Origin of the sequence: Micromonospora sp. NPDC005299, from assembly GCF_042872345.1 — a bacterium.
Taxonomy (GTDB): Bacteria; Actinomycetota; Actinomycetes; order Mycobacteriales; family Micromonosporaceae; genus Micromonospora.
This window is the reverse complement of record NZ_JBIAKG010000004.1, coordinates 240,836-261,172: the sequence shown is the minus strand read 5'-3', so window position 1 is coordinate 261,172 and position 20,337 is coordinate 240,836. Positions and strand designations below refer to the sequence as shown.

At 73.5% G+C, this 20,337-nt stretch carries 21 protein-coding genes and 1 pseudogene; 15 read left to right on the top strand and 7 right to left on the bottom strand.

Features of this window, described 5'->3' with window-relative positions; genetic code table 11:
* Nucleotides 1-65 precede the first annotated feature (65 nt).
* The 8 genes from ACFYPD_RS14325 to ACFYPD_RS14290 all read left to right on the top strand — a co-directional run bounded on the left by ACFYPD_RS14325 (nt 66) and on the right by ACFYPD_RS14290 (nt 6,962).
* Complete coding sequence (locus ACFYPD_RS14325; protein WP_387112887.1) at nt 66-548, top strand: Na(+)/H(+) antiporter subunit C; 483 nt, start codon at nt 66-68, stop codon at nt 546-548.
* Nucleotides 549-603: 55 nt separating this feature from the next.
* On the top strand, nt 604-2,109 hold the full coding sequence (locus tag ACFYPD_RS14320) for a Na+/H+ antiporter subunit D (protein WP_387112885.1): 1,506 nt from the start codon (nt 604-606) through the stop codon (nt 2,107-2,109).
* On the top strand, nt 2,106-2,762 hold the full coding sequence (locus tag ACFYPD_RS14315; protein WP_387112883.1) for a Na+/H+ antiporter subunit E: 657 nt from the start codon (nt 2,106-2,108) through the stop codon (nt 2,760-2,762). The genes ACFYPD_RS14320 and ACFYPD_RS14315 overlap by 4 nt, the downstream gene beginning before the upstream one ends.
* Entirely contained in the window at nt 2,759-3,022 is a 264-nt protein-coding gene (locus tag ACFYPD_RS14310; protein ID WP_387112881.1) for a monovalent cation/H+ antiporter complex subunit F, read from the top strand. The genes ACFYPD_RS14315 and ACFYPD_RS14310 overlap by 4 nt, the downstream gene beginning before the upstream one ends.
* The gene (gene mnhG, locus ACFYPD_RS14305; protein ID WP_387112880.1) at nt 3,019-3,348 is read left to right on the top strand and encodes a monovalent cation/H(+) antiporter subunit G; all 330 of its coding nucleotides are present in this window, start codon (nt 3,019-3,021) and stop codon (nt 3,346-3,348) included. Before ACFYPD_RS14310 ends, mnhG begins: the two co-directional genes overlap by 4 nt.
* A 161-nt stretch (nt 3,349-3,509) precedes the next feature.
* Nucleotides 3,510-4,859 carry a hemolysin family protein gene (locus ACFYPD_RS14300; RefSeq protein ID WP_387112878.1) on the top strand — a complete coding sequence of 450 codons (1,350 nt, stop codon included), beginning with the start codon at nt 3,510-3,512 and terminating at the stop codon, nt 4,857-4,859.
* Nucleotides 4,856-5,920: a hemolysin family protein gene (locus tag ACFYPD_RS14295; protein ID WP_387112876.1), complete on the top strand. Its 1,065-nt coding sequence runs from the start codon at nt 4,856-4,858 to the stop codon at nt 5,918-5,920. Before ACFYPD_RS14300 ends, ACFYPD_RS14295 begins: the two co-directional genes overlap by 4 nt.
* Before the next feature lie 115 nt (nt 5,921-6,035).
* A complete protein-coding gene (locus tag ACFYPD_RS14290) occupies nt 6,036-6,962 on the top strand; it encodes a sporulation protein (protein WP_387112874.1) in 927 nt (308 codons plus the stop codon).
* Between the two features lie 39 nt (nt 6,963-7,001).
* On the opposite strand, the gene leuE is transcribed toward ACFYPD_RS14290, so the two are convergent.
* Both leuE and ACFYPD_RS14280 read right to left on the bottom strand, forming a co-directional pair.
* The gene (gene leuE, locus ACFYPD_RS14285) at nt 7,002-7,670 is read right to left on the bottom strand and encodes a leucine efflux protein LeuE (RefSeq protein WP_387112872.1); all 669 of its coding nucleotides are present in this window, start codon (nt 7,668-7,670) and stop codon (nt 7,002-7,004) included.
* Nucleotides 7,667-8,914: a bifunctional pyridoxamine 5'-phosphate oxidase family protein/GNAT family N-acetyltransferase gene (locus tag ACFYPD_RS14280; RefSeq protein ID WP_387112870.1), complete on the bottom strand. Its 1,248-nt coding sequence runs from the start codon at nt 8,912-8,914 to the stop codon at nt 7,667-7,669. Before ACFYPD_RS14280 ends, leuE begins: the two co-directional genes overlap by 4 nt.
* A gap of 38 nt (nt 8,915-8,952) precedes the next feature.
* Between ACFYPD_RS14280 and ACFYPD_RS14275 the strand changes: the two genes are divergently transcribed.
* Together ACFYPD_RS14275 and ACFYPD_RS14270 are read left to right on the top strand one after the other, a co-directional pair.
* Nucleotides 8,953-10,290, top strand: coding sequence for an aminotransferase class I/II-fold pyridoxal phosphate-dependent enzyme (locus ACFYPD_RS14275; RefSeq protein WP_387112868.1), 1,338 nt, complete (start codon nt 8,953-8,955; stop codon nt 10,288-10,290).
* Between the two features lie 227 nt (nt 10,291-10,517).
* Entirely contained in the window at nt 10,518-11,216 is a 699-nt protein-coding gene (locus ACFYPD_RS14270) for a UdgX family uracil-DNA binding protein (RefSeq protein WP_387112866.1), read from the top strand.
* A gap of 6 nt (nt 11,217-11,222) precedes the next feature.
* On the opposite strand, the gene ACFYPD_RS14265 is transcribed toward ACFYPD_RS14270, so the two are convergent.
* On the bottom strand, nt 11,223-11,876 hold the full coding sequence (locus tag ACFYPD_RS14265) for a 4a-hydroxytetrahydrobiopterin dehydratase (protein WP_387112864.1): 654 nt from the start codon (nt 11,874-11,876) through the stop codon (nt 11,223-11,225).
* Between the two features lie 50 nt (nt 11,877-11,926).
* Here ACFYPD_RS14265 and ACFYPD_RS14260 point away from each other — a divergent pair, with 50 nt between their 5' ends.
* Nucleotides 11,927-12,121, top strand: coding sequence for a hypothetical protein (locus tag ACFYPD_RS14260; protein WP_387112862.1), 195 nt, complete (start codon nt 11,927-11,929; stop codon nt 12,119-12,121).
* A 37-nt stretch (nt 12,122-12,158) separates the two neighbouring features.
* Here the strand turns inward: ACFYPD_RS14260 and ACFYPD_RS14255 are convergent, their stop codons facing one another.
* From ACFYPD_RS14255 to ACFYPD_RS14240, 4 genes are read right to left on the bottom strand one after another with little or no spacing between them, the layout of a single operon-like run.
* Nucleotides 12,159-12,971 carry an ABC transporter permease gene (locus tag ACFYPD_RS14255; RefSeq protein WP_387112860.1) on the bottom strand — a complete coding sequence of 271 codons (813 nt, stop codon included), beginning with the start codon at nt 12,969-12,971 and terminating at the stop codon, nt 12,159-12,161.
* Complete coding sequence (locus tag ACFYPD_RS14250) at nt 12,968-13,882, bottom strand: ABC transporter permease (protein ID WP_387112858.1); 915 nt, start codon at nt 13,880-13,882, stop codon at nt 12,968-12,970. Before ACFYPD_RS14250 ends, ACFYPD_RS14255 begins: the two co-directional genes overlap by 4 nt.
* A gap of 1 nt (nt 13,883) precedes the next feature.
* Nucleotides 13,884-15,083 carry an ABC transporter substrate-binding protein gene (locus ACFYPD_RS14245; RefSeq protein ID WP_387112856.1) on the bottom strand — a complete coding sequence of 400 codons (1,200 nt, stop codon included), beginning with the start codon at nt 15,081-15,083 and terminating at the stop codon, nt 13,884-13,886.
* Nucleotides 15,070-16,203, bottom strand: coding sequence for an ABC transporter ATP-binding protein (locus tag ACFYPD_RS14240; protein ID WP_387112854.1), 1,134 nt, complete (start codon nt 16,201-16,203; stop codon nt 15,070-15,072). The genes ACFYPD_RS14245 and ACFYPD_RS14240 overlap by 14 nt, the downstream gene beginning before the upstream one ends.
* A gap of 167 nt (nt 16,204-16,370) precedes the next feature.
* On the opposite strand from ACFYPD_RS14240, the gene ACFYPD_RS14235 reads away from it, so the two are divergent.
* From ACFYPD_RS14235 to recA, 4 genes and pseudogenes are all read left to right on the top strand, one after another.
* Entirely contained in the window at nt 16,371-17,513 is a 1,143-nt protein-coding gene (locus tag ACFYPD_RS14235) for an acyl-CoA dehydrogenase family protein (RefSeq protein ID WP_387112852.1), read from the top strand.
* A 71-nt stretch (nt 17,514-17,584) separates the two neighbouring features.
* Nucleotides 17,585-18,908: pseudogene (locus tag ACFYPD_RS14230) on the top strand (MFS transporter).
* Nucleotides 18,899-19,099 (top strand): DUF3046 domain-containing protein, encoded by a 201-nt coding sequence (locus ACFYPD_RS14225; RefSeq protein WP_387112850.1) that lies wholly within the window; start codon nt 18,899-18,901, stop codon nt 19,097-19,099. The pseudogene ACFYPD_RS14230 and the gene ACFYPD_RS14225 overlap by 10 nt, the downstream one beginning before the upstream one ends.
* A 184-nt stretch (nt 19,100-19,283) precedes the next feature.
* Nucleotides 19,284-20,330: a recombinase RecA gene (gene recA, locus ACFYPD_RS14220; protein WP_387112848.1), complete on the top strand. Its 1,047-nt coding sequence runs from the start codon at nt 19,284-19,286 to the stop codon at nt 20,328-20,330.
* Nucleotides 20,331-20,337 lie beyond the last annotated feature (7 nt).

The window sequence follows — 20,337 nt, the reverse complement described above, 5'->3', positions numbered from 1 at the left end:
CGAACAGAGGGCAACGCCGTGAGCGCGCCGCCGCGAGCGTCCCGGTTCCGGCCGGGGGCGCCGCCGTGACCCGGGGCGCGGCCGGGCCGACCCTGGTGCTGGTGATCGCCGTCGGCGTGCTCGTGGCCACCGGGGTCACGCTGCTGCTGGAGCGGAGCCTGACCCGGATCCTGCTCGGCGTCATCCTGCTCGGCAACGGGGTGAACCTGCTGATCCTGCTCGGCGGCCGGTCCGGGGCCGCGCCGCTGGTGGGCACCGCGCCGACCCCGGCGATGAGCGACGCGCTGCCGCAGGCCATGGTGCTCACCGCCGTGGTGATCACGTTCGGGCTGACCGCGTTCCTGCTCGCCGTCGCCTACCGGAGCTGGTACCTGTCCGGCGACGACGAGGTGCAGGACGACCTGGAGGACCGGCAGATCGTCCGGCTGGCCGAGCGCAACGAGGTGTCCACCGCGGACCTCGGCGGTGAGGGGCCGGACAACGACCCGGAGCAGGTGGACCCGGAGCCGGCGCTGCGTCGCCTGCGCCGGCGGAGGGAGGAGCGGTGAGCGCGGGGAGTGCGCCGGTCCGGCGAGCCCCGCAGCCGCGAACGGGGACCGGCCCGTGACCGGCCTGGTGCCGCTGCCGGTGGTGGTGCCGCTGCTCGGCGCGGCGCTCACCCTGATCCTGACCAACCGGCCGGGGTTGCAGCGGTCGGTCAGCGTGATCGGGCTGACCACGACCCTGGCGGTGGCGGTGGTGCTGCTGGTCGAGGCGTACCGGCACGGGCCGGTGGTGGTCCGGGTGGGCGGCTGGCCGGCGCCGGTCGGCATCGTGCTGGTCGCCGACCAGTTGGCCGCGCTGATGCTGGTGGTCTCGTCGGCGGTCACCCTCTGCGTGCTGATCTACTCGATCGGGCAGGGGCGGGCGGAGTCCGGCGAGAGCGCGCCGGTGAGCATCTACCACCCCACCTACCTGGTGCTCACCGCCGGCGTGACCAACGCCTTCCTGGCCGGGGACCTGTTCAACCTGTTCGTCGGCTTCGAGGTCCTGCTGGCCGCGAGCTTCGTGCTGATCACCCTCGGCGGCACGGAGGTCCGGATCCGCACCGGTTCGACGTACGTGGTGGTCAGCGTCCTGTCCTCGATGATCTTCCTGGCCGCGCTGGGGCTGGTGTACGCGGCCACCGGCACCCTCAACATGGCGCAACTCGCCGGCCGGCTCGACGCCCTGCCGCCCGGCGTACGCCTGGCGTTGCAGCTCACCCTGCTGCTCGCCTTCGGCATCAAGGCGGCGGTCTTCCCGGTCTCCGCCTGGCTGCCGGACAGCTACCCCACCGCGCCCGCCCCGGTCACCGCGGTCTTCGCCGGCCTGCTCACCAAGGTCGGCGTGTACGCGATCATCCGCACCGAGACGCTGCTCTTCCCCGGCGGCCAGGTCTCCGGCCTGCTCATGGTGGTGGCCGGGCTGACCATGGTGGTCGGCATCCTGGGCGCGGCGGCCCAGTCCGACATGAAGCGGCTCTTCTCGTTCACCCTGGTCAGCCACATCGGCTACATGATCTTCGGGGTGGCGTTGAGCAGCGTCGCGGGCCTGGCCGGGGCGATCTTCTACGTGGTGCACCACATCACCATCCAGACCACCCTCTTCCTGGTCGCCGGGCTGGTCGAGGAGCGCGCCGGTAGCACCGACCTGCGCCGGCTCGGCGGGCTGGCCCGGATCGCCCCGCTGCTCGCCGTGCTCTTCTTCGTCCCGGCGATGAACCTGGCCGGCATCCCGCCGTTCTCCGGTTTCCTCGGCAAGCTCGGCCTGCTCCAGGCCGGGGTGGCGGCCGGCGGGACGCTGCCCGCTGTGCTGGTCGGGGCGGGCGCCCTGACCAGCCTGCTCACCCTCTACGCGGCCTCCCGGGTGTGGAACATCGCGTTCTGGCGGGCGCCCCGGCTGGCCACCGCCGGCCCGGCCGTCCGGCTGCCCGGGCTGATGGTCGGGGCCACCGCCGCCCTGGTGCTTCTCGGCCTGGTGCTCACCCTGGCCGCCGGGCCGCTGTTCCGGGTCACCACGGACGCCGCCACCGACCTGCGCCAGCGCACCCCGTACGTCCGTTCGGTCCTGCCGGTGGACGTGCCGTGACCGACGACCTGCCCCCGGGCCGGGCGGCCGGCGCCGGGGAACCGGCGGGCGACCCGCCGGCGGCCCACCCGGCGCCCGAAGCCCTCCCGCCCGCCGTGGGCCGGGGCGGGCGGCGACGCGACCAGGCGCTCGCGCTCGGCTGGCTGGTCGCCATCTGGCTGCTGCTCTGGGGCGACCTGTCCTGGGGCAACCTGCTCGCCGGCCTGGTGATCGGCGCGGCCGTGCTGCTCTTCTTCCCGCTCCCGCCGGTCACCTTCGGCGGGCGGCTGCGCCCCGGCGCGCTGCTGGTCCTCGGGGTCACCTTCGCCGGCGAGCTGGTCAGCGCGAGCCTGCACGTCGCCGCCGTCGCCCTGCGCCCCGGCTACCGCCCGCGCGGCGCGGTCATCGCGGTGCCGCTGCGGGTCCGCACCGACCTCAACCTGGCGCTCACCGCCGAGGTGATCTCCCTGGTGCCGGGGACCCTGATCCTCGAGGTGGACCGCGACCGCGGGGTGCTCTACGTGCACGTGCTCGACGTCCGCGGCCCGGAGGACCTGACCGCCAGTCGGGAGCGGGTCCTCGCCGTCGAACGGCGCGTCGTCCGCGCCGTCGGCTCCCCCGCGGAGGTACGCCAGCTCAGTCTCGAACCCGTCGATCGGAGGAACCACCCGTGACCGTGCTCCTCGCCCTCGCGCTGACCGTGCTGCTGTCGGTCACCGCGCTGCTCGCCCTGGCCCGGATCTACCGCGGCCCGTCCCTGCTCGACCGGGTCGTCGCCGCCGACCTGCTGCTGTCCACCATGCTCGGCGCGGTGGGCGCGGAGGCGGCGGTCAACGGGCACGCCACCACGCTGCCCGTGTTGGTGGTGCTCTCGCTGCTCGGCTTCGTGGGCTCGGTGTCCCTGGTCCGCTTCGCCGTCCGGGAGGAAGTGTGATTCTGCTTGCCGACTGGCTCGGCGGGGCCTGCCTGCTGGCCGGGGCGCTGCTCAGCCTGGTCGCCGGGATCGGCGTGCTGCGCTTCCCGGACGTGCTGGGCCGGATGCACGCCGCCACCAAGCCGCAGGTGCTCGGCGTGCTGCTGCTCCTCGTCGGCCTCGCGCTGCGCCTGCGTACGCCCTCGGACCTCGGCATGATCGCGCTGGTGGCGGTCTTCCAGCTGGCCACCGCGCCGGTCGCCGCGCAGATGATCGGGCGGGCCGCCTACCGCTCGGGGCGGATCGACCGGGAGCTTCTGGACGTCGACGAGCTGGCCGGGCGGTGAACCGGACAGCGGGGAGGCTTCCGGCACCCTCAGCGAATGTCCAGCCGCCGCCGATAAACTGGCGGCATGATCGACTCCTCTGCCCAGGAGGGCAGCAGTAGCCAGCCGGGTCGTGCCCGGCAACCTCTGGACCCGACGGCCCCGGGAGCCCTGACCTTCCCGTGCTGATCCTCGTCGGACTCGTCCTCATCATCGTGCTCACCGCCGCCACCGGTTACTTCGTGGCCCAGGAGTTCGGTTACGTCGCCGTGGACCGGGGCAAGCTCAAGCAGCTCGCCGACGGTGGCGACCGCGCCGCCGCCCGGGCCCTGGAGGTGACCGGCCGGCTCTCGTTCATGCTCTCCGGCGCCCAGCTCGGCATCACCGTGACCGCCCTGCTGGTCGGTTACGCCGCCGAGCCGTACCTGGGCGCCGGGCTGGCCGACCTGCTCGGCCTGGCCGGCGTCTCCGACGCGGTGGCGCTTCCGCTGTCGGTGACGCTCGCCCTGCTCATCGCCACCGTCGTGCAGATGGTCCTCGGCGAGTTGGCCCCGAAGAACCTGGCCATCGCCCGCGCCGTGCCGCTCGCCCGGGCGCTGTCCCGGTCCACCCTCATGTACCTGCGGATCGCCGGACCGGTGATCACCCTCTTCGACCGGGCCGCCGTGCGACTGCTCCGCCGGGTCGGCATCGAGCCCATCGAGGAGCTGCCCAGCGGCGCCACCCCGGAGGACCTGGAGCAGATCATCGCCGATTCCCGGGAGGAGGGGCATCTCGACGCCGAGATGTCCGACCTGCTCGACCGGGGGCTCGACTTCCGTGAGCTGACCGCCGGGGAGGCCATGGTCCCCCGGGTCGACGTGCACACCGTACGGGCCGACGAGCCGGTCAGCCGGGTCGTCGAGCTGCTCGACACCGGCCACTCCCGGTTCCCGGTGCGCGGCGCCGAGGGTGTCGACGACCTGGTCGGCGTGATCGGCATCGCCGACGTGCTCGGGGTGCCGCCCGCCGAGCGGGCGACCACCCGGGTCGCCGCGGTGGCCGTACCCCCGTTGCTGGTGCCGGAGACGCTGCCGCTGCCGACGGTGCTGGACCGGCTCCGGGTCGGGCACCGCCAGCTCGCCTGCGTGGTCGACGAGTACGGCGGCTTCGCCGGCGTGATCACGCTGGAGGACATCGCCGAGGAGCTGGTCGGGCCGATCCGCGACGAGGACGACCCGCCGGAGCGGGCCCCCGCCCGGCAGGAGGACGGCTCCTGGGTGGTGCCGGCCCGCTGGCGGATCGACGAGGTCGCCGACAGCACCGGCATCGCGCTGCCGGAGGCGCCCGAGTACGACACCCTCTCCGGCCTGGTCATGCGCGAGCTGGGCCGGGTGCCCGAGGTCGGCGACCGGCTGGAGATCGCGCTCGCCGTCGACGGCGACGAGCCGGACGAGCCGCGCGCCCTGGTCGAGGTGCTCGCCGTGGACCGGCACGTGGCCGACTCCGTCCGGCTCCGGACCACGGCCGCGCACGGGGAGGAGGCGGCATGAGCCCCGGGTTCGCGCTCTTCTTCTCCGTGGTGCTCCTGGCGCTCAACGGCTTCTTCGTGGCGGCCGAGTTCGCGCTGGTCGCCGCCAAGCGGTACCGCCTGGAGCAGTCGGCGGCCGGCGGCGGCCGGGCGGCCCGCGCGGCGCTGGACGGCGTCCGCGAGCTGAGCCTGATGCTGGCCGGCGCCCAGCTCGGCATCACCCTGTGCACCCTGGGCCTCGGCGCGCTGGCCGAGCCGGCCATCGAGCACCTGCTCAGCCCGCTGCTGCACGTGGTCGGGCTGCCGGACGCGGTCAGCCACCTGGTCGGGCTGCTGTTCGCCCTGGCGCTGGTGACCTTCCTGCACCTGGTGCTCGGCGAGATGGCCCCGAAGTCCTGGGCGATCACCGACGCGGAGCGCTCGGCCATGCTGCTGGCGCTGCCGTTCCGGGCCTTCGCCCGGGTCGCCCGCCCGGTGCTGTCGGCGCTCAACGCGCTGGCCAACGCCGTGCTGCGGCTGGTCGGCGTCCGCCAGCAGGACCAGCTCGCCCAGGTGCACGGCCCGGACGAGCTGCGCATCCTGCTGGAGCAGTCCCGTGAGCACGGGCTGCTCGGTGCCGAGCAGCACCAGATGCTGACCAGCATGCTGGAGTTGCAGGGCACCACCGTGGCGCAGGTGATGGAGCCGTTCGACCGGATCGTCACGGTGCGCCGGGACGACACCGCCGAGCGGATCGAGCACGTCTCCCGCGACAGCGGCCGGTCCCGGCTCGCCGTGGTCGACACCGGCGGCGAGGTGTGCGGCCTCGTCCACGTCCGCGAGGCGGTCCGCGCGGTCACCACCGGCCGGCCGGCGACCGCCGAGGCACTGATGACCCCGGCGTTCACCCTGCCCGGGGAGGCGTCGGTCACCGAGGCGGTGGCGGCCATGCGGGGCCGGCAGGCCCAGCTGGCGCTGGTCCGCAACGGTGGCGGCCCGACCCGGCCGATCGGCTTCGTCGCGCTGGAGGACCTCCTGGAGGAGGTCATCGGCGAGTTCGACGACGAGACCGACCCGGTGCCCCGGGGCCGCCGGCTGCGCTGACACCCATTTCTTCGGGTGCGCCTGTTGTCGTTCCCGCGACAACGGGCGCACCCCGATCCGCGCGGCCCGGCCCGCCCGTGGGCATGGGGGAGCGGGCAGCGGGAATGCGCCCGGCATGCGGGTGACCGGGGTGTCGTCGGAGTCCGTGTGGACCGGGCTGTCGGTGAGCACCACGCTGCCCAACCCGAGCACCCGCCCCGGCCTGCGCCTCCCCGGCCGGGTCACCCTGACGGCCGGCGGCGCCGACGTCGCCGTCCGGCACATCCGGCTCGGGCTGGTCGCGCAGGTGGAGCCGGAGGACCCGGACGCGCCCCACCGGCTGCTGCAGTACCACCAGGTGCCGATCGCCGGCCGGTTCGTGGTGCCGGCCGGGCGGCGGCGGGCGGTCGACTTCGCCATGCCGCTGCCCTGGGAGACCCCGGTGACCATGTTCGGCGGGGTGCCGCTGATGAGCCTGCGCACCGGGCTGCGTACCGAGGTGTCCGTCGACCCGGACCTGGACCAGGGCGCCATGGTGCCGGTCCTCGTCCATCCGCTGCCCACCCAGCTGCACATCCTCGCCGCGCTGGACACCCTCGGCTTCGCCTTGCGGCAGGCCGGGCTCCAGCACGGGCGGCTGCCCGGGGTGGACCAGGCGCTCCCGCTCCACCAGCGGCTGGGGTTCTGGGTGGCCCCGCTCTACGCCGGCCCGATCACCGAACTGGAGGTGATCTTCGTGACCAACGCGGCGGGGCTGGAGGTGCTGCTCTGGATGGACCGGCGGCTCTCACTCGCCGGGGTCACCCACCAGAGCGTCAGCCGGTTCCGGGTCTGGCACGCGGGGGCCGACCGGCGGGACTGGGTCGGCACCGTGGACGGCTGGCTGCGGCACGCCATCGACCGGCACGCGGCGGCCGCGGCGAACGCCGACTGGTCCGCCACGATCCGCGAGTCCGCGCACGTGAGCCGCCCGCCCGACGAGCCGGTCGCCCCCGGCTACGGCCTCGGCGGCACCGCCGGCGGCGCGGGCGTGGGCGGCAGCGGGGGCGGCGACGGCACCTGACGGCGCGCCCCGATTCGCGGCGTTGGCACGGGCCCCTCCTCAGACCGAGGCGGTCGCGAGCTTCAGGCTGAAGCCGAGGAAGAGCACGGCGATGGCGGTGGTGCCGGTCGCGGCGAGCCGCCGCCGGCGGTGGAACTGGGCGGCCAGGAAGGTGCCGGTGAGGATCAGCGCGGTCAGGTAGAGCGCGCTGGTCACCTGCGCGATCAACCCGAGCAGCAGGAACGACAGCGCCGGCCAGGCGTAAGCGGGGTCGACGAACTGGATGAAGAAAGAGATGAAGAAGAGGATCGCCTTCGGGTTGAGCAGGCTGATGACCAGCGCCCGCCGGAACGGGTCGCGCACCGCGGCCGGCTCGGCCGCGTCGATCAGCCGCGGCGTGGTGGGGTCGTTGCGGTCGCGCCAGCGCCGCCAGGCGCCGCGCAGCATGGTCAACCCCAACCATCCGAGGTACGCGGCGCCGGCGTACTTGATCACGAGGAAGAGCGCCGGGTACGCCCTGAGCAGCGACGCCACCCCGGCGGCGGAGAGGATCATCAGCACCGAGTCGCCGACGAACACGCCCCCCGCGGCCCGGTAGCCGGTCGCCACCCCGCGGCGCGCCGCGGTGGAGAGCACGAAGAGCGAGTTCGGCCCGGGCAGCAGCACGATCGCCACGGTGCCCAGCACGTACGTCCCGATGTCGGTGATTCCCAGCACGCCGGTCATCATGACGCCGCGGGTGCCGTGGGGCGAAGCCGTTCCCGCAGCGTGACCTGTGCGTTTGGCCACTCCGAGGCGAGCATCGAGTAGAGCGCGGACTCCCGCCAGGTGCCGTCGGCGCGCCGCCGGTTGGATCGCAGTGTCCCCTCCCGGACGGCGCCGAGCCGTTCGATGGCCCGCTGCGAGCGCTCGTTGAGCGAGCTGGTCTGCCAGGTGACCCGGACGGCGTCGAGCTCCTCGAAGGCCCGGGTGAGCAGCAGCAGCTTGGCCTCGGTGTTGATCCCGGTGCGCCACCAGGGCCGGCCGAGCTGGGTGTAGCCGATCTCCACGGTCCGCAGCTCGGCGTCGGGCTGGTAGTAGGAGGTGGTGCCGACGACCGCACCGGTCACCGCGCAGCGCTGCACCCAGGGCATCCGCACCCCGCGCCGGTGGGCGTCGAGTGAGGCCCGCACGTAGTCCGCCATCGCCGCGACGCTTCCCGGCCGCGGGGTGCCGACGTAGCGCCAGACCTCCTCGTCGTCGAGGGCGGCGTACAGCTCCTCGGCGTGGGACTCGTCGAGCGGCTCCAGCACGACGTGCTCGCCGCGCAGCACCACCGGCTCCAGCCAGGGTGAGGTGGCCGGCCGCAGGTACGCCGGCACCGGCGCGGTGATCCCGGCGTCCGGCTCGGGCAGCCCCCTGGTCAGTCGCAGCGGCACCACCCCGGCCCAGTACGGCAGGTCGTAGTCGGCCGGCTCGTCGCTCACCCCGGCGGCCCGGATCCGCACCGAGACCTCCCGCAGCGGCAGCGCCAGCACGGCCGTCTCGGCCAGTTCCCGGCGGGTCGGCGGCCGGCTGTCGGTGCTGCGCCCGGCACCCAGCTTCTCCACCAGCGCGGTGAGCACGCGGGCCTTCTCCCGCTCGTCGATGACCAGCCGGGCGGTGCCGTGCGCCACCACCGACCGGTAGTTGGCGCTGTGGTGGAACTGGGAGCGGCCGAACACCAGGCCGTCGAGGTGGGTGACCGCGACGCAGACCGGGAGCCCGTCCCCGCCGCGGGCGGCGAGCAGCGGCCGGCTGCCGGTGGAGCCGTGCACGTAGAGGGTGTCGTCGACCCGCACGTGCAGGGTGGGCAGGACGCGCGGCTCGCCGTCCACCGTGAACCCGAGCGCGCAGTGGTACGCCTCGTCGAGCAGGGCGTGGGCGGTCTCCCGGTCGTAGTGCATCCGGTCCCGGTAGCGGCTGGCCGTGGTGCGTTCGGTCGGGGGGTACATGCGACATCCCACCTTTGTTCTAGTACAATCTCCGAACTGTGGCAGCACGTTATCAGATCAGTGGCTTCTCGTCGGCGGCGATTTCGGCGAGCGTGGAAACCGGCATCCGGGCCGGCGACCTCGCCCCGGGCGACGCCCTGCCCGCCGTCCGCGGCCTCGCCACCGAGCTGGGCGTCAGCCCCGCGACCGTCGCGAAGGCGTACCAGGAGCTGCGGCAGCGTGGCCTCGTCGTCACCGCCGGCCGGCACGGCACCCGGGTGCGCCCCCGCCCGCCGGTGGCGAGCCGCCGGTCCGCGCTGATGCCGCCGCCGCTGCCCGGCACGCGCAACCTCTCCGCCGGCGAGCCCGACAGCCGCCTCCTGCCGCCCCTCGGCCCGCACCTGGCCGCGCTCGCCGCCGAGCTCGGGACACCCGGCGGCTACGCGGCCAGCGCGGTCCTGCCCGACCTGGCCGTCGCCGCCCGCGACCGGCTCGCCGCCGACGGGGTGCCGGCCGACGAGATCACCGTGACCGGCGGCGCGCTCGACGGCATCGAACGCCTGCTCGCCGCCCACCTGCGCCCCGGCGACGCGGTCGCCGTCGAGGACCCCGGCTGGGCCAACCTGCTCGACCTGCTGGCCGCGCTCGGGCTGCGCGCCATCGGGGTGCCGGTGGACGACGAGGGCCCCACCGCGCCGGGGGTCCGGGCCGCGTTGGGCGCCGGCGCCCGCGCGCTGATCGTCACCAGCCGGGCCCAGAACCCCACCGGCGCCGCCGTCTCCGCCGACCGGGCCGCCGAGCTGCGTACGCTCCTCGCCGGCCGCCCCGACCTGCTGCTGATCGAGGACGACCACGCCGCCGAGCTGGCCCGCGTACCCCTGCACCCGCTCGCCGGGGCGACCCCGGCGTGGGCCTTCGTCCGGTCGGTGAGCAAGCCCTACGGCCCCGACCTGCGGCTCGCGGTGCTGGCCGGCGACGAGGCCACCGTGGCCCGGGTGGCCGGCCGGGCCAGGGTCGGCGCCGGCTGGGTCTCCACCGTGCTGCAACGCCTGGTCCTGGCGCTCTGGCGCGACCCGGCCACCGCCGACCTGGTGGGCCGCGCGGCGGAGAGCTACGAGCGGCGGCGCGACGGGCTGGTCGACGCCCTCGCGGCGCGCGGGCTGGCCGCGCACGCGCGGACCGGCATCAACGTCTGGGTGCCGGTGCCGGACGAGACGGTCGCGGTCACCGCCCTGCGGGACGCCGGCTGGTCGGTGGCCCCCGGCGCGCTGAACCGGATCGCCGCCGCGCCCGGCGTGCGGATCACCGTCAGCCGGCTCGACGAGGCCGACCTCGGCCCGCTCGCCGACGCGGTGGCCCGCGCGGTCCGGCCGACGCCCGCCGGCTTCACCACCTGAGCGGCGGCATGGCCGGGCGGCCCGTGGGTAACCGCGGCCGGGAGGTGCATGTCATGGCTTCGAACAGGTCCCGGACCGGTCTCTGGATCGGCGTGGCGGTGGTCGTGATCATCCTGGTGATCATCGCGATCGCGCTGGCCTCGCGCGGCGGTGGCGGCGGCTCCGGATACTGACCCGAGCCCCGGGCGGATCCGGCGTCGATGCCGAAACCGGTATATAAAGCTGGCATGGCCGAGACCGAGAACGCCCCCGGAGCACAGGAGTTCATCCCGCCGCAGGCGGACACCATCGACGAGCTGCGCGCCGCCGCAACCGGCTGCCGGGGCTGCGAGCTCTACCGGGACGCCTCGCAGACGGTGTTCGGCCGCGGCGACGAGAGCGCCCGGGTGGTCCTCGTCGGGGAACAGCCCGGCGACATGGAGGACCAGAAGGGGCTGCCGTTCGTCGGCCCGGCCGGCCGGCTGCTGCGCAAGGCCGTGGACGACGCCGGCATCGACCCCGGCCACATCTACCTCACCAACGCCGTCAAGCACTTCCGCTTCGAACTGCGCGGCAAGCGGCGGATCCACCAGACGCCGGACCGGGTGCACATCACCGCCTGCCGGCCCTGGCTGGTCGCCGAGTTCGCCCGGCTGCACCCGGAGATCGTGGTGGTGCTCGGCGCCACCGCCGCCAAGGCCCTGCTCGGCCCGACCTTCCGGGTCACGAAGCAGCGCGGCGAGCTGCTGCCCTGGCCGGCCGCCGCCCAGCACCCGGAGGACTTCGCCCGGGTCCCGGTGGACAGCGCCGGCACGGTCGCCGACGCCCCGGCGGCCCGGCTGCTGGCCACCATCCACCCCTCCGCGGTGCTGCGCGCCGACAACCACGACGTCGCGTTCGACGGCCTCGTCAAGGACCTGAAGGTGGCCGCCCGCGCGCTGCGCTGAGGCGGGTCAGTCGCGCCCCTGCCAGGTGCAGAGGCAGACCCGGTTGCCGTCCGCGTCGGCGAGCACCCAGAAGTGCGGTGCCGCCTCCTCGCTGACCAGCGTCCCGCCGGCGGCCAGCGCGGCCTCGATGCGCGGCCCCACCTCCGCCGGGTCCACCCACACGTCGGGGTGCCAGCGCTGGCGGGGCTCCTCGCGTCCGGACTCCTGGAACCACACCGTGGGCAGCGCGCCGGCCGGATCGCGCACCTCGTCACCGAGCCCGGGCCCGGCCAGGTGCTCCCCGGCCAGCACCGCCCGCCAGAACGGCAGCACGGCGGCGAAGTCCGGGCTGTCCAGGGCGAGCTCGAGCCGGGCCACGCCGGTGTACGCCGGGGACAGGCCGGCCTCGGCGGCGAGCGCCGAGATGGCCCGGGCCAGCCGGACGTCCCGGTCGGTGATCCCGCGGACGTCGTGCGACCAGAGCCGCACGTCGACATGGGTGTAGCGCAGGTCCAGGTCCGGGTGGTGGTCCATCCGCTCGGCCTCGGCGCCGATCGCGTCCACGATCGACAGCCCGACCGCGAAGTTCGGCGTACGGATCCGGGCCTGCAGGCCGCCCAGCAGGTAGGTCCAGCCGTCCAGTTGCTCGTCGGCGATCTGTTGTCCGGTCAACGTGGTCATCCCGCCATTCTGGCGTCCTCGCCGGAACGGACCAGCCCGACGGCGGCGAAATGGACCTGCGCGGTGCCGGTCGCCGGCCCAGCCTGCCCGAGTCCCGGTCCCGGGGCGTGGGCCGGGCCCTGCTGCACGGCGTGCTCGGCCGGTTCGGCGACGTACCCATGACGCTCACCGCGGCCCGCGCCGGCCGCTCGCTCCACGACTCGCTCGGCTTCATCCCGGTGGCCGACGCCACCTGGTGGGGCTGAGCCGGCTGCACCGGGGAGCGTGGGCGGCGGCGGGCGGTCAGAGGCGGCCGCCGCTGGCCGTGTCGGAGAGCCGCTGGGCCAGGTAGATCGGCACCACCGAGGCGACGATGAGCACGGCGGCCACCACGTTGATGACCGGCGCCTGGTTCGGCCGGAACAGGTTGCTGAAGATCCAGATCGGCAGGGTCTGCACGCCCGGACCGGCGGTGAACGTGGTGACGATGATCTCGTCGAAGGAGAGCCCGAACGCCAGCAGCGCGCCGGCCAGCAGCGCCGAGCGCAGCACCGGGAACGTCACGTACCGGAAGGTCTGCCAGCCGTCGGCGCCCAGGTCGGCCGACGCCTCCTGGAGGTTGCCGCCCGACCGGCGCAGCCGGGCCAGAACGTTGTTGTAGACGACGACCACGCAGAACGTCGCGTGCCCGACGATGACCGAGAAGAGCCCCTTGCCGATGCCGAGCGGCGCCATCACCGAGCGGAACGCGGTGTCCAGCGCGATGCCGGTGACGATGCCGGGCAGCGCGATCGGCAGCACGACCAGCAGCGACACGGTCTCCCGACCGAAGAACCGGTACCGCTGCACGGCGAAGGCGACCAGGGAGCCGAGCAGCAGCGCGACGCCGGTCGCACCCAGCCCGGCCTGGACCGACGTCCACAGCGCCTCCCGGGCGCCCACGTTCTCCCAGGCGCGTACCCACCACTCGGTGGTCCAGCGGGGCGGGGGCCAGGCGAACGTGCGGTCGGCGTTGAACGAGTTGACCAGCACGATGGAGAGCGGCAGGTAGATGAAGGCCAGGCCGAGCGCCATCGCGCCGCGCAGCAGCCAGCGCGCCGACCGGGACAGCGTCACAACTCCTCCAAGGCCCCGGACCGCCGTACGGCGACCAGGTAGACGACCATGATCAGGACCGGGATGGTGGCCAGCGCGGCGGCGAACGGCAGGTTGTTCGCCGCCCCGATGTTGACGTAGACGAGGTTGCCGATGAGCTGCGTCTTGCCGCCCACGATCTGCACGGTGATGTAGTCACCCAGCGAGAGCGAGAAGGTGAAGATCGAGCCGGCGATCACCGACGGGACCACCACCGGCAGCACCACGGCGCGGAACGTCCGGCCCGCCCGGGCGCCCAAATCGGCCGACGCCTCCAGCAGCGAGTCAGGCAGCCGCTCCAGGCCCGCGTAGATCGGCAGGATCATGTACGGCAGCCAGAGGTAGGCCAGCACCAGTACGGTCGCGCCCAGCCCGTACCCGGGGCCGCTGCCCGGCCCGCCGAACAGCCAGTCCACCGGCCCGCCGTTGGCCAGCAGCACCCGCCAGGCGTACGCCTTGACCAGGTAGCTGGCCCAGAGCGGAGTGAGGATGGCGACCACCAGCCAGCGCCGGTGGCGGGGCTTGGCGACCTTCGCCATGTAGAAGGCAATCGGCAGGGCGATCAGCGTGTCTATCACGGTCACCCCGGCGGCCACGCCGACGCTGCGCAGCGCGACCGTCCGGTAGACCTCGTCGGTGACGATGGTGCGAAAGTTGTCCAGCGTGGGCCGGCGGACGACCTCCCCGGTGAACCCGTTGACCGTCCAGAACGCCGAGACGAACAGCACGGCCAGCGAACCCAGGTAGGCGACCACCAGCCAGAACAGCGGCGCGGTGAGCAGGGCGGCGAGGCGTACCCCGGCGTGCCGGTGCAGCCAGGCCGAGAGCCGGCGGACCGGCCCGCGGAGGGCGGTGGTGCCGCCCGCGGGCCGGTCGAGCGTGGAGGTGGCCACCTCAGCCCTTGATCGTCGTCCAGGCCTGGGTCCAGGCCGCGTAGTCCTTGCACTTCACGTCGGTACGCCCGTCCAGGCACTGCTGCACCGGGGTGTTCCAGTACCAGACCTTCTCGAAGTAGGACTCGTCGTCGGCGTGGTACGTCGCGCAGTGGTTCTTGTCGGCGGTCTCGGCGCAGGCGAGCTTGTTGGACGGCGCCTCACCGAACCACTCGGCGACCGCCGCGTTGGCCTTCGGCGAGATGATGTGGTCCATCCAGCGGTACGCGCAGTTCGGGTGCTTCGCCTTGGCGGAGATCATCCAGGTGTCGGACCAGCCGGTCGCCCCCTCCTCGGGCAGGATCGCCGCCACCGGGGCCTTGTCGGCGGTGGCCAGGCTGGCGATGACCTGCCAGGTGGTGCCGAGCACCGAGTTGCCGGCCTTGAAGGCCTGCACCTCCTTGGTGTAGTCCGACCAGTACTCGCCGATCAGCTTGTTCTGCTTCTTCAGCAGGTCGACGGCGGCGGCGAACTGCTTGTCGTCCAGCGCGTACGGGTTCTTGATGCCCAGTTCCGGCTGGTGCTTCATCAGGTACAGCGCCGCGTCGGCGAGGTAGATCGGCGAGTCGTACGCGGTGATCTTCCCCTGGTACGGGGAGTTCGCGTCGAACACCGCGCCCCAGGAGGTCGGGGCGGGCTTGACCACGTCGGTGCGGTACATCAGCAGGTTCGCGCCGCGCCCGTGCGGGACGCCGTAGGCCACCCCGTCGACGGAGTTCCACTGCTTCAGCTTGAGCCCGTCGAAGACGTCCTTGTAGTTGCTGATCAGGTCGGTGTTCACCGGGGCGACGTCGCCCCCGTAGATCAGCCGCAGCGAGGCGTCCCCGGAGGCGGAGACCACGTCGTACTCGCCGGTCTTCATCAGGGTCACCATCTCGTCGGAGGTGCCGGCGACCTTGACGTTGACCTGGCAGCCTGTCTGCTTCTCGAAGTCGGTGACCCAGTCCACCTTCGGATCGGTGGAGCCGTCCTCGACGTACCCGGCCCAGGCGATGACGTTGACCTGTCCCTCGCCGGCGCCCAGCGCTGCGAGCTTGTCGATCTTGGGCGGCTTGATGCCGCCCGGGCCGGAGCCGCCGGTGGTCGTGCCGCCGTCGCCGCAGCCGGTCAGGGCGAGCAGGCCGACTGCGGCGAGCGCGGTGAGGGTCCTACCGGTACGCATGAGCGCTCTCCTTCGCAAGGGGGGTCGGTACGGCGGGGACAGGTACGGCCACGGCGTGCTCGGTGCGCCACGCCAGGCGGACCGGGGTGCCGCGCAGTGCCGCCACGTCGGCCGAGGAGGTGGTCAGGTTCTGTTGCGTCACGACCAGCCGGGCGCCGGCGTCGAGGTCGACGACGAACCGGGTGCTCGCCCCGGCGTAGACGACCTCGGCCACCCTGCCGGTGGCCGATGTCTCCTCGTCGGTCGGCTGCGGCAACTCCGGCTCGGGCGCGTCTGACGCCCCGCGACCTGGAGCCGTCGGCAGGCCCACGAGCCGGATCTTCTCGGGCCGGATGGAGAAGGTGCCGTCGCGGCCGAGCACCGAGCGGGCCACGTCGCCGCTGAGCAGGTTGGACGTGCCGACGAAGCCGGCGACGAACGGGGTGGCGGGCCGCTCGTAGACCTCGGCGGGCGTGCCCACCTGGGCGATCCGGCCGTTCTCGAAGACCGCCACCCGGTCGCTCATGGTGAGCGCCTCCTCCTGGTCGTGGGTGACGAAGACGAAGGTGATGCCCACCTCCCGCTGGAGCGCCTTCAACTCCACCTGCATCTGCTCGCGCAGCTTCAGGTCCAGCGCGCCGAGCGGTTCGTCGAGCAGGAGCACCTTCGGCCGGACGACCAGCGCGCGGGCCAGGGCCACCCGCTGCCGTTGCCCGCCGGAAAGCGCGGCCGGTCGTCGGTCAGCCAGACCGTCGAGCCGTACGCCCCGCAGCGCCTCCGTGGCCCGGGCCCGGCGCTCGGCGCGGCCCACCTTGCGCACCCGCAGCCCGTACTCGACGTTCTGCCGCACGGTCATGTGCGGGAACAGCGCGTAGTCCTGGAAGACGGTGTTGACGTCCCGCTCGAACGGGGCCAGCCGGGTGACGTCACGCCCGCCGAGCAGCACGCTCCCGGCGGTCGGCGGCTCGAACCCGGCGATCATGCGGAGCACCGTCGTCTTGCCCGAGCCGGACGGCCCGAGCATCGAGAAGAACTCGCCGTCGGCGATGTCCAGATCGACGCCGGCCACCGCCTCCACCGCGCCGAACGACTTGCGCAGCCCGCGGAGGGAGACGGCGGGGGTGGCGGGCCCGGCTGACATGGGCGCTCCTCAGTCCTACGGGTTACGTTGCGCCAGTGGACCAGGGTCCACGGAAATCGTGCCGTGAGAATAGAGGTGCAACGGATAGCGTCGTCAAGAGCTGATGGCGGTTTGCCTTGCCCGGCGGCCCCTTCCCGCCGGCCGCCCCGGCGGGCACACTCGTCGCCATGGAGCAGCATCTCTACGAGCCCGTCCACGAAGAGTTCCGGGACCTGTGCCGTCAGTTCCTCGCCCGGGAGGCCGTGCCGCACCACGAGCGCTGGGAGGCCGACGGGATCGTCGACCGGGAGGTGTGGCGCAAGGCGGGCGCGGCCGGGCTGCTCGGCATGGACGTGGACCCCGAGCACGGCGGCGGCGGGCAGCGCGACTTCCGGTTCAACGCGGTGCTCGACGAGGAGATCATCGAGGCCGGCTGCACCGGGCTGGGCTTCGGGCTGCACAACGACGTGGTGGGCCCGTACCTGACCGAGCTGACCACCGACGACCAGCGCAAGCGCTGGCTCCCGGGCTTCTGCTCCGGCGACCTGGTCACCGCCATCGCGATGAGCGAGCCGGGCGCCGGCAGCGACCTGGCCGGGATCCGCACCAGCGCGGTCCGCGACGGCGACAGCTGGGTGCTCAACGGGCAGAAGACGTTCATCACCAACGGCGAGCTGGCCGACCTCGTGGTGGTGGTCGCCAAGACCGCCCCCGACCAGGGCGCGCACGGGGTGAGCCTGATCGTGGTGGAGACCGGCACGCCCGGCTTCGGCCGGGGCCGGCGGCTGGCCAAGGTCGGCCTGAAGGCCAACGACACCGCCGAGCTGTTCTTCGACGACTGCCGGGTACCGGCGGAGAACCTGATCGGCACCGAGAACCACGGCTTCTACCACCTGATGGCCAACCTGCCCCGCGAGCGGCTGAGCATCGCGGTCGCCGCGGTGGCCGCGGCGGAGAAGCTGCTCGCGCTCACCCTCGACTACGCCCGCTCCCGGGAGGCGTTCGGCCGGCCGATCGGGCGGTTCCAGCACAACCGGTTCCTCCTGGCCGAGCTGGACACCGAGGTCACCATCGCGCGGACCTTCGTCAACCACTGCGTGGCCGAGTACAACGCCGGCCGGCTCTCGGTGACCGACGCGGCGAAGGCCAAGTGGTGGACCACGGAGCTGCAGAACAGGGTCGCCGACCGCTGCGTGCAGCTGCACGGCGGCTACGGCTTCATGCTGGAGTACCCGGTGGCGAAGGCCTGGCTGGACAGCCGGGTGCAGACCATCTACGGCGGCACCACCGAGATCATGAAGGAGATCATCGGTCGGGGGCTCGGCCTCTAGCGAAACCGGGTGCCCGCGACCGGGTCGGGTGCGGGAGGATGGGTCACCCCTTACTCCCAGGAGCATCCGCCATGGCCACCGACCTGACCACGCCGGCCCCGGGCCGGCTCGACGTCGCCCCGATCCAGCGGCGCACCGTCCGGCTGCTCTTCCTCACCCAGATCATCGGCGGCATCGGCGTCACCATCGGCATCTCGGTCGGCGCGCTGCTCGCCGCCCGGGTCGCCGGCACCGCCCTGGCCGGGGTGGCACAGAGCGCCGGGGTGGTCGGCGCCGCGCTGCTCGCCGTGCCGGTCACCCGGCTCATGGCGGCCCGGGGGCGGCGGCCGGGGCTGGTCACCGCGTACCTGGTCGGGGCGGTCGGGGGCGTGCTGGTGGTGGTCGCCACCGTGGTCCAGGTGGTGCCGCTGCTCTTCCTCGGCATGCTGCTCTTCGGCGGCGGGACCGCGGCGAACCTCCAGGCCCGCTACACGGCCGTGGACCTGGCCGAGCCGGCCCGCCGGGGGCGCCAGCTCTCGCTGGTCGTCTGGGCCACCACCATCGGCGCGGTGGCGGCGCCGAACTTCGCCGCGCTCGCCGACGCCACCACCCGCGGCTGGGGCCTGCCGGCGCTGGCCGGCCCGTTCGCCTTCAGCGCCGCCGCGTTCGTGCTGGCCGCCGTCGTACTGGCGGTGTTGCTCCGGCCGGACCCGCTGCTCACCGCGCGCCGGCTGGCGGCGGCCGAGACCCCGGCCGACCCGGTCGCGGCGCCGGGTGGAAGCGCCCGGCGCCGCGCGGGCATGGTCGCGGCCTGGCGCACGGTACGCGGGCGGCCCGCCGCGCGCCTCGGCATCGCCGCCGTCGCCGTGGGCCACCTCGTGATGGTCGCCGTGATGTCGATGACCCCGGTACGCCTCGGCGAGTCGCACGCCGACGCGGACGTGCTGCGGGTGGTCGGCATCGTGCTGAGCCTGCACATCGCCGGCATGTACGCGCTCTCCCCGCTGGTCGGCTGGCTCACCGACCGGCTGGGCCGGCGTCCGGTGATCCTCGGCGGGGTGGCCCTGCTGCTGGCCGCCTGCGCGGTCGCCGGCACCGCCGGGCACCACACGCCGCTGCTCTCGGTGGGTCTGGCCCTGCTCGGGCTGGGTTGGTCGGGCACCATGGTGGCCGGCTCGACCCTGCTGTCCGAGTCGGTGCCCACCGCCGACCGGCCCGGTGTGCAGGGCCTGTCCGACCTGGTCATGGGGCTGGCCGGAGCGGGCGCGGCGGCGGCGAGCGGGTTTGTCATGCGGGCCGTGGGTTATCCGACCCTGACCCTGCTGGCGGCGATCGCGGTGGTGCCGCTGGTGGCGCTAGCGTTGCGTCCGGCGCCGGTCGAGGCGCCCGACAAGGAGGAGTGAGACGTGCGGCTGACCGACTTCTGGGCGCGGCTGGCGGAGGCGTTCGGACCGGGCTACGCGGCCAGCCTCGCCAGCGACCAGGTGCTGCCCCAGCTCGGCGGGCGGACCATCGAGCAGGCCCTCGCGGCGGGGGAGGAGACCCACGTGGTGTGGCGCGCGGTGGTCGCCGCATATCCCGACCGGGTCCCCGGGCGACTACGCTGAGCAGCCTTTTCGCCGGTTCCGCGTGTCGCTTGTCGAGTCGTACACCTGTTCGGCTATTGTCCACTGCGGGGTGCTCGTCCACAGCTCGCGGCCCGTCGGCTGGTTTTCTGTCGGACCCAGCGCCTAGCGTGTCCGCGTGACGCGAAGCTCAGGGAAGACGCCGGCGAAGGCAGGGGTGGCAACGATGGCGGCAGGGCCAGACCGGGAGAAGGCACTCGACCTTGCTCTCGCTCAGATCGACAAGCAGTTCGGCAAGGGTTCGGTGATGCGGCTGGGGGAGCGGCCCGTCGTTCAGACGGCGGTCATCCCGACCGGCTCCATCGCGCTCGACGTGGCGCTCGGCGTGGGCGGCCTGCCCCGCGGCCGGGTCGTCGAGATCTACGGTCCGGAGTCCAGCGGTAAGACCACGGTGGCCCTGCACGCGGTGGCCAACGCGCAGCGGGCCGGCGGCATCGCCGCCTTCATCGACGCCGAGCACGCGCTCGACCCGGAATATGCGAAGGCCCTCGGCGTCGACACCGACGCCCTGCTGGTCTCCCAGCCGGACACCGGCGAGCAGGCGCTGGAGATCGTCGACATGCTGGTCCGCTCCGGCGCGATCGACGTCATCGTGATCGACTCGGTCGCCGCCCTGGTGCCGCGCGCCGAGATCGAGGGCGAGATGGGCGACAGCCACGTGGGTCTGCAGGCCCGGCTGATGAGCCAGGCGCTGCGGAAGATCACCGGTGTGCTCAACAACACCGGCACCACGGCGATCTTCATCAACCAGCTCCGCGAGAAGATCGGCGTGATGTTCGGCAGCCCGGAGACCACCACCGGTGGTCGGGCGCTGAAGTTCTACGCCTCGGTCCGGCTCGACGTGCGCCGCATCGAGAGCCTCAAGGACGGCACCGACGTGGTCGGTAACCGCACCCGGGTCAAGGTCGTGAAGAACAAGGTCGCCGCGCCGTTCAAGCAGGCCGAGTTCGACATCATGTACGGCAAGGGCATCTCCCGCGAGGGCTCGCTGATCGACGTCGGCGTGGAGCAGGCGATCATCCGCAAGTCCGGCGCCTGGTACACCTACGACGGTGACCAGCTCGGCCAGGGCAAGGAGAAGGCCCGCGAGTTCCTCCGGGAGAACCCGGACGTGGCGGCCGAGATCGAGAAGAAGATCCTGGAGAAGCTCGGCGTCGGCACCGGCGCGGGCGACGCCGCCGGCGGCCCGGAGCTGCCGCCGGTCGACTTCTGATCCCCGG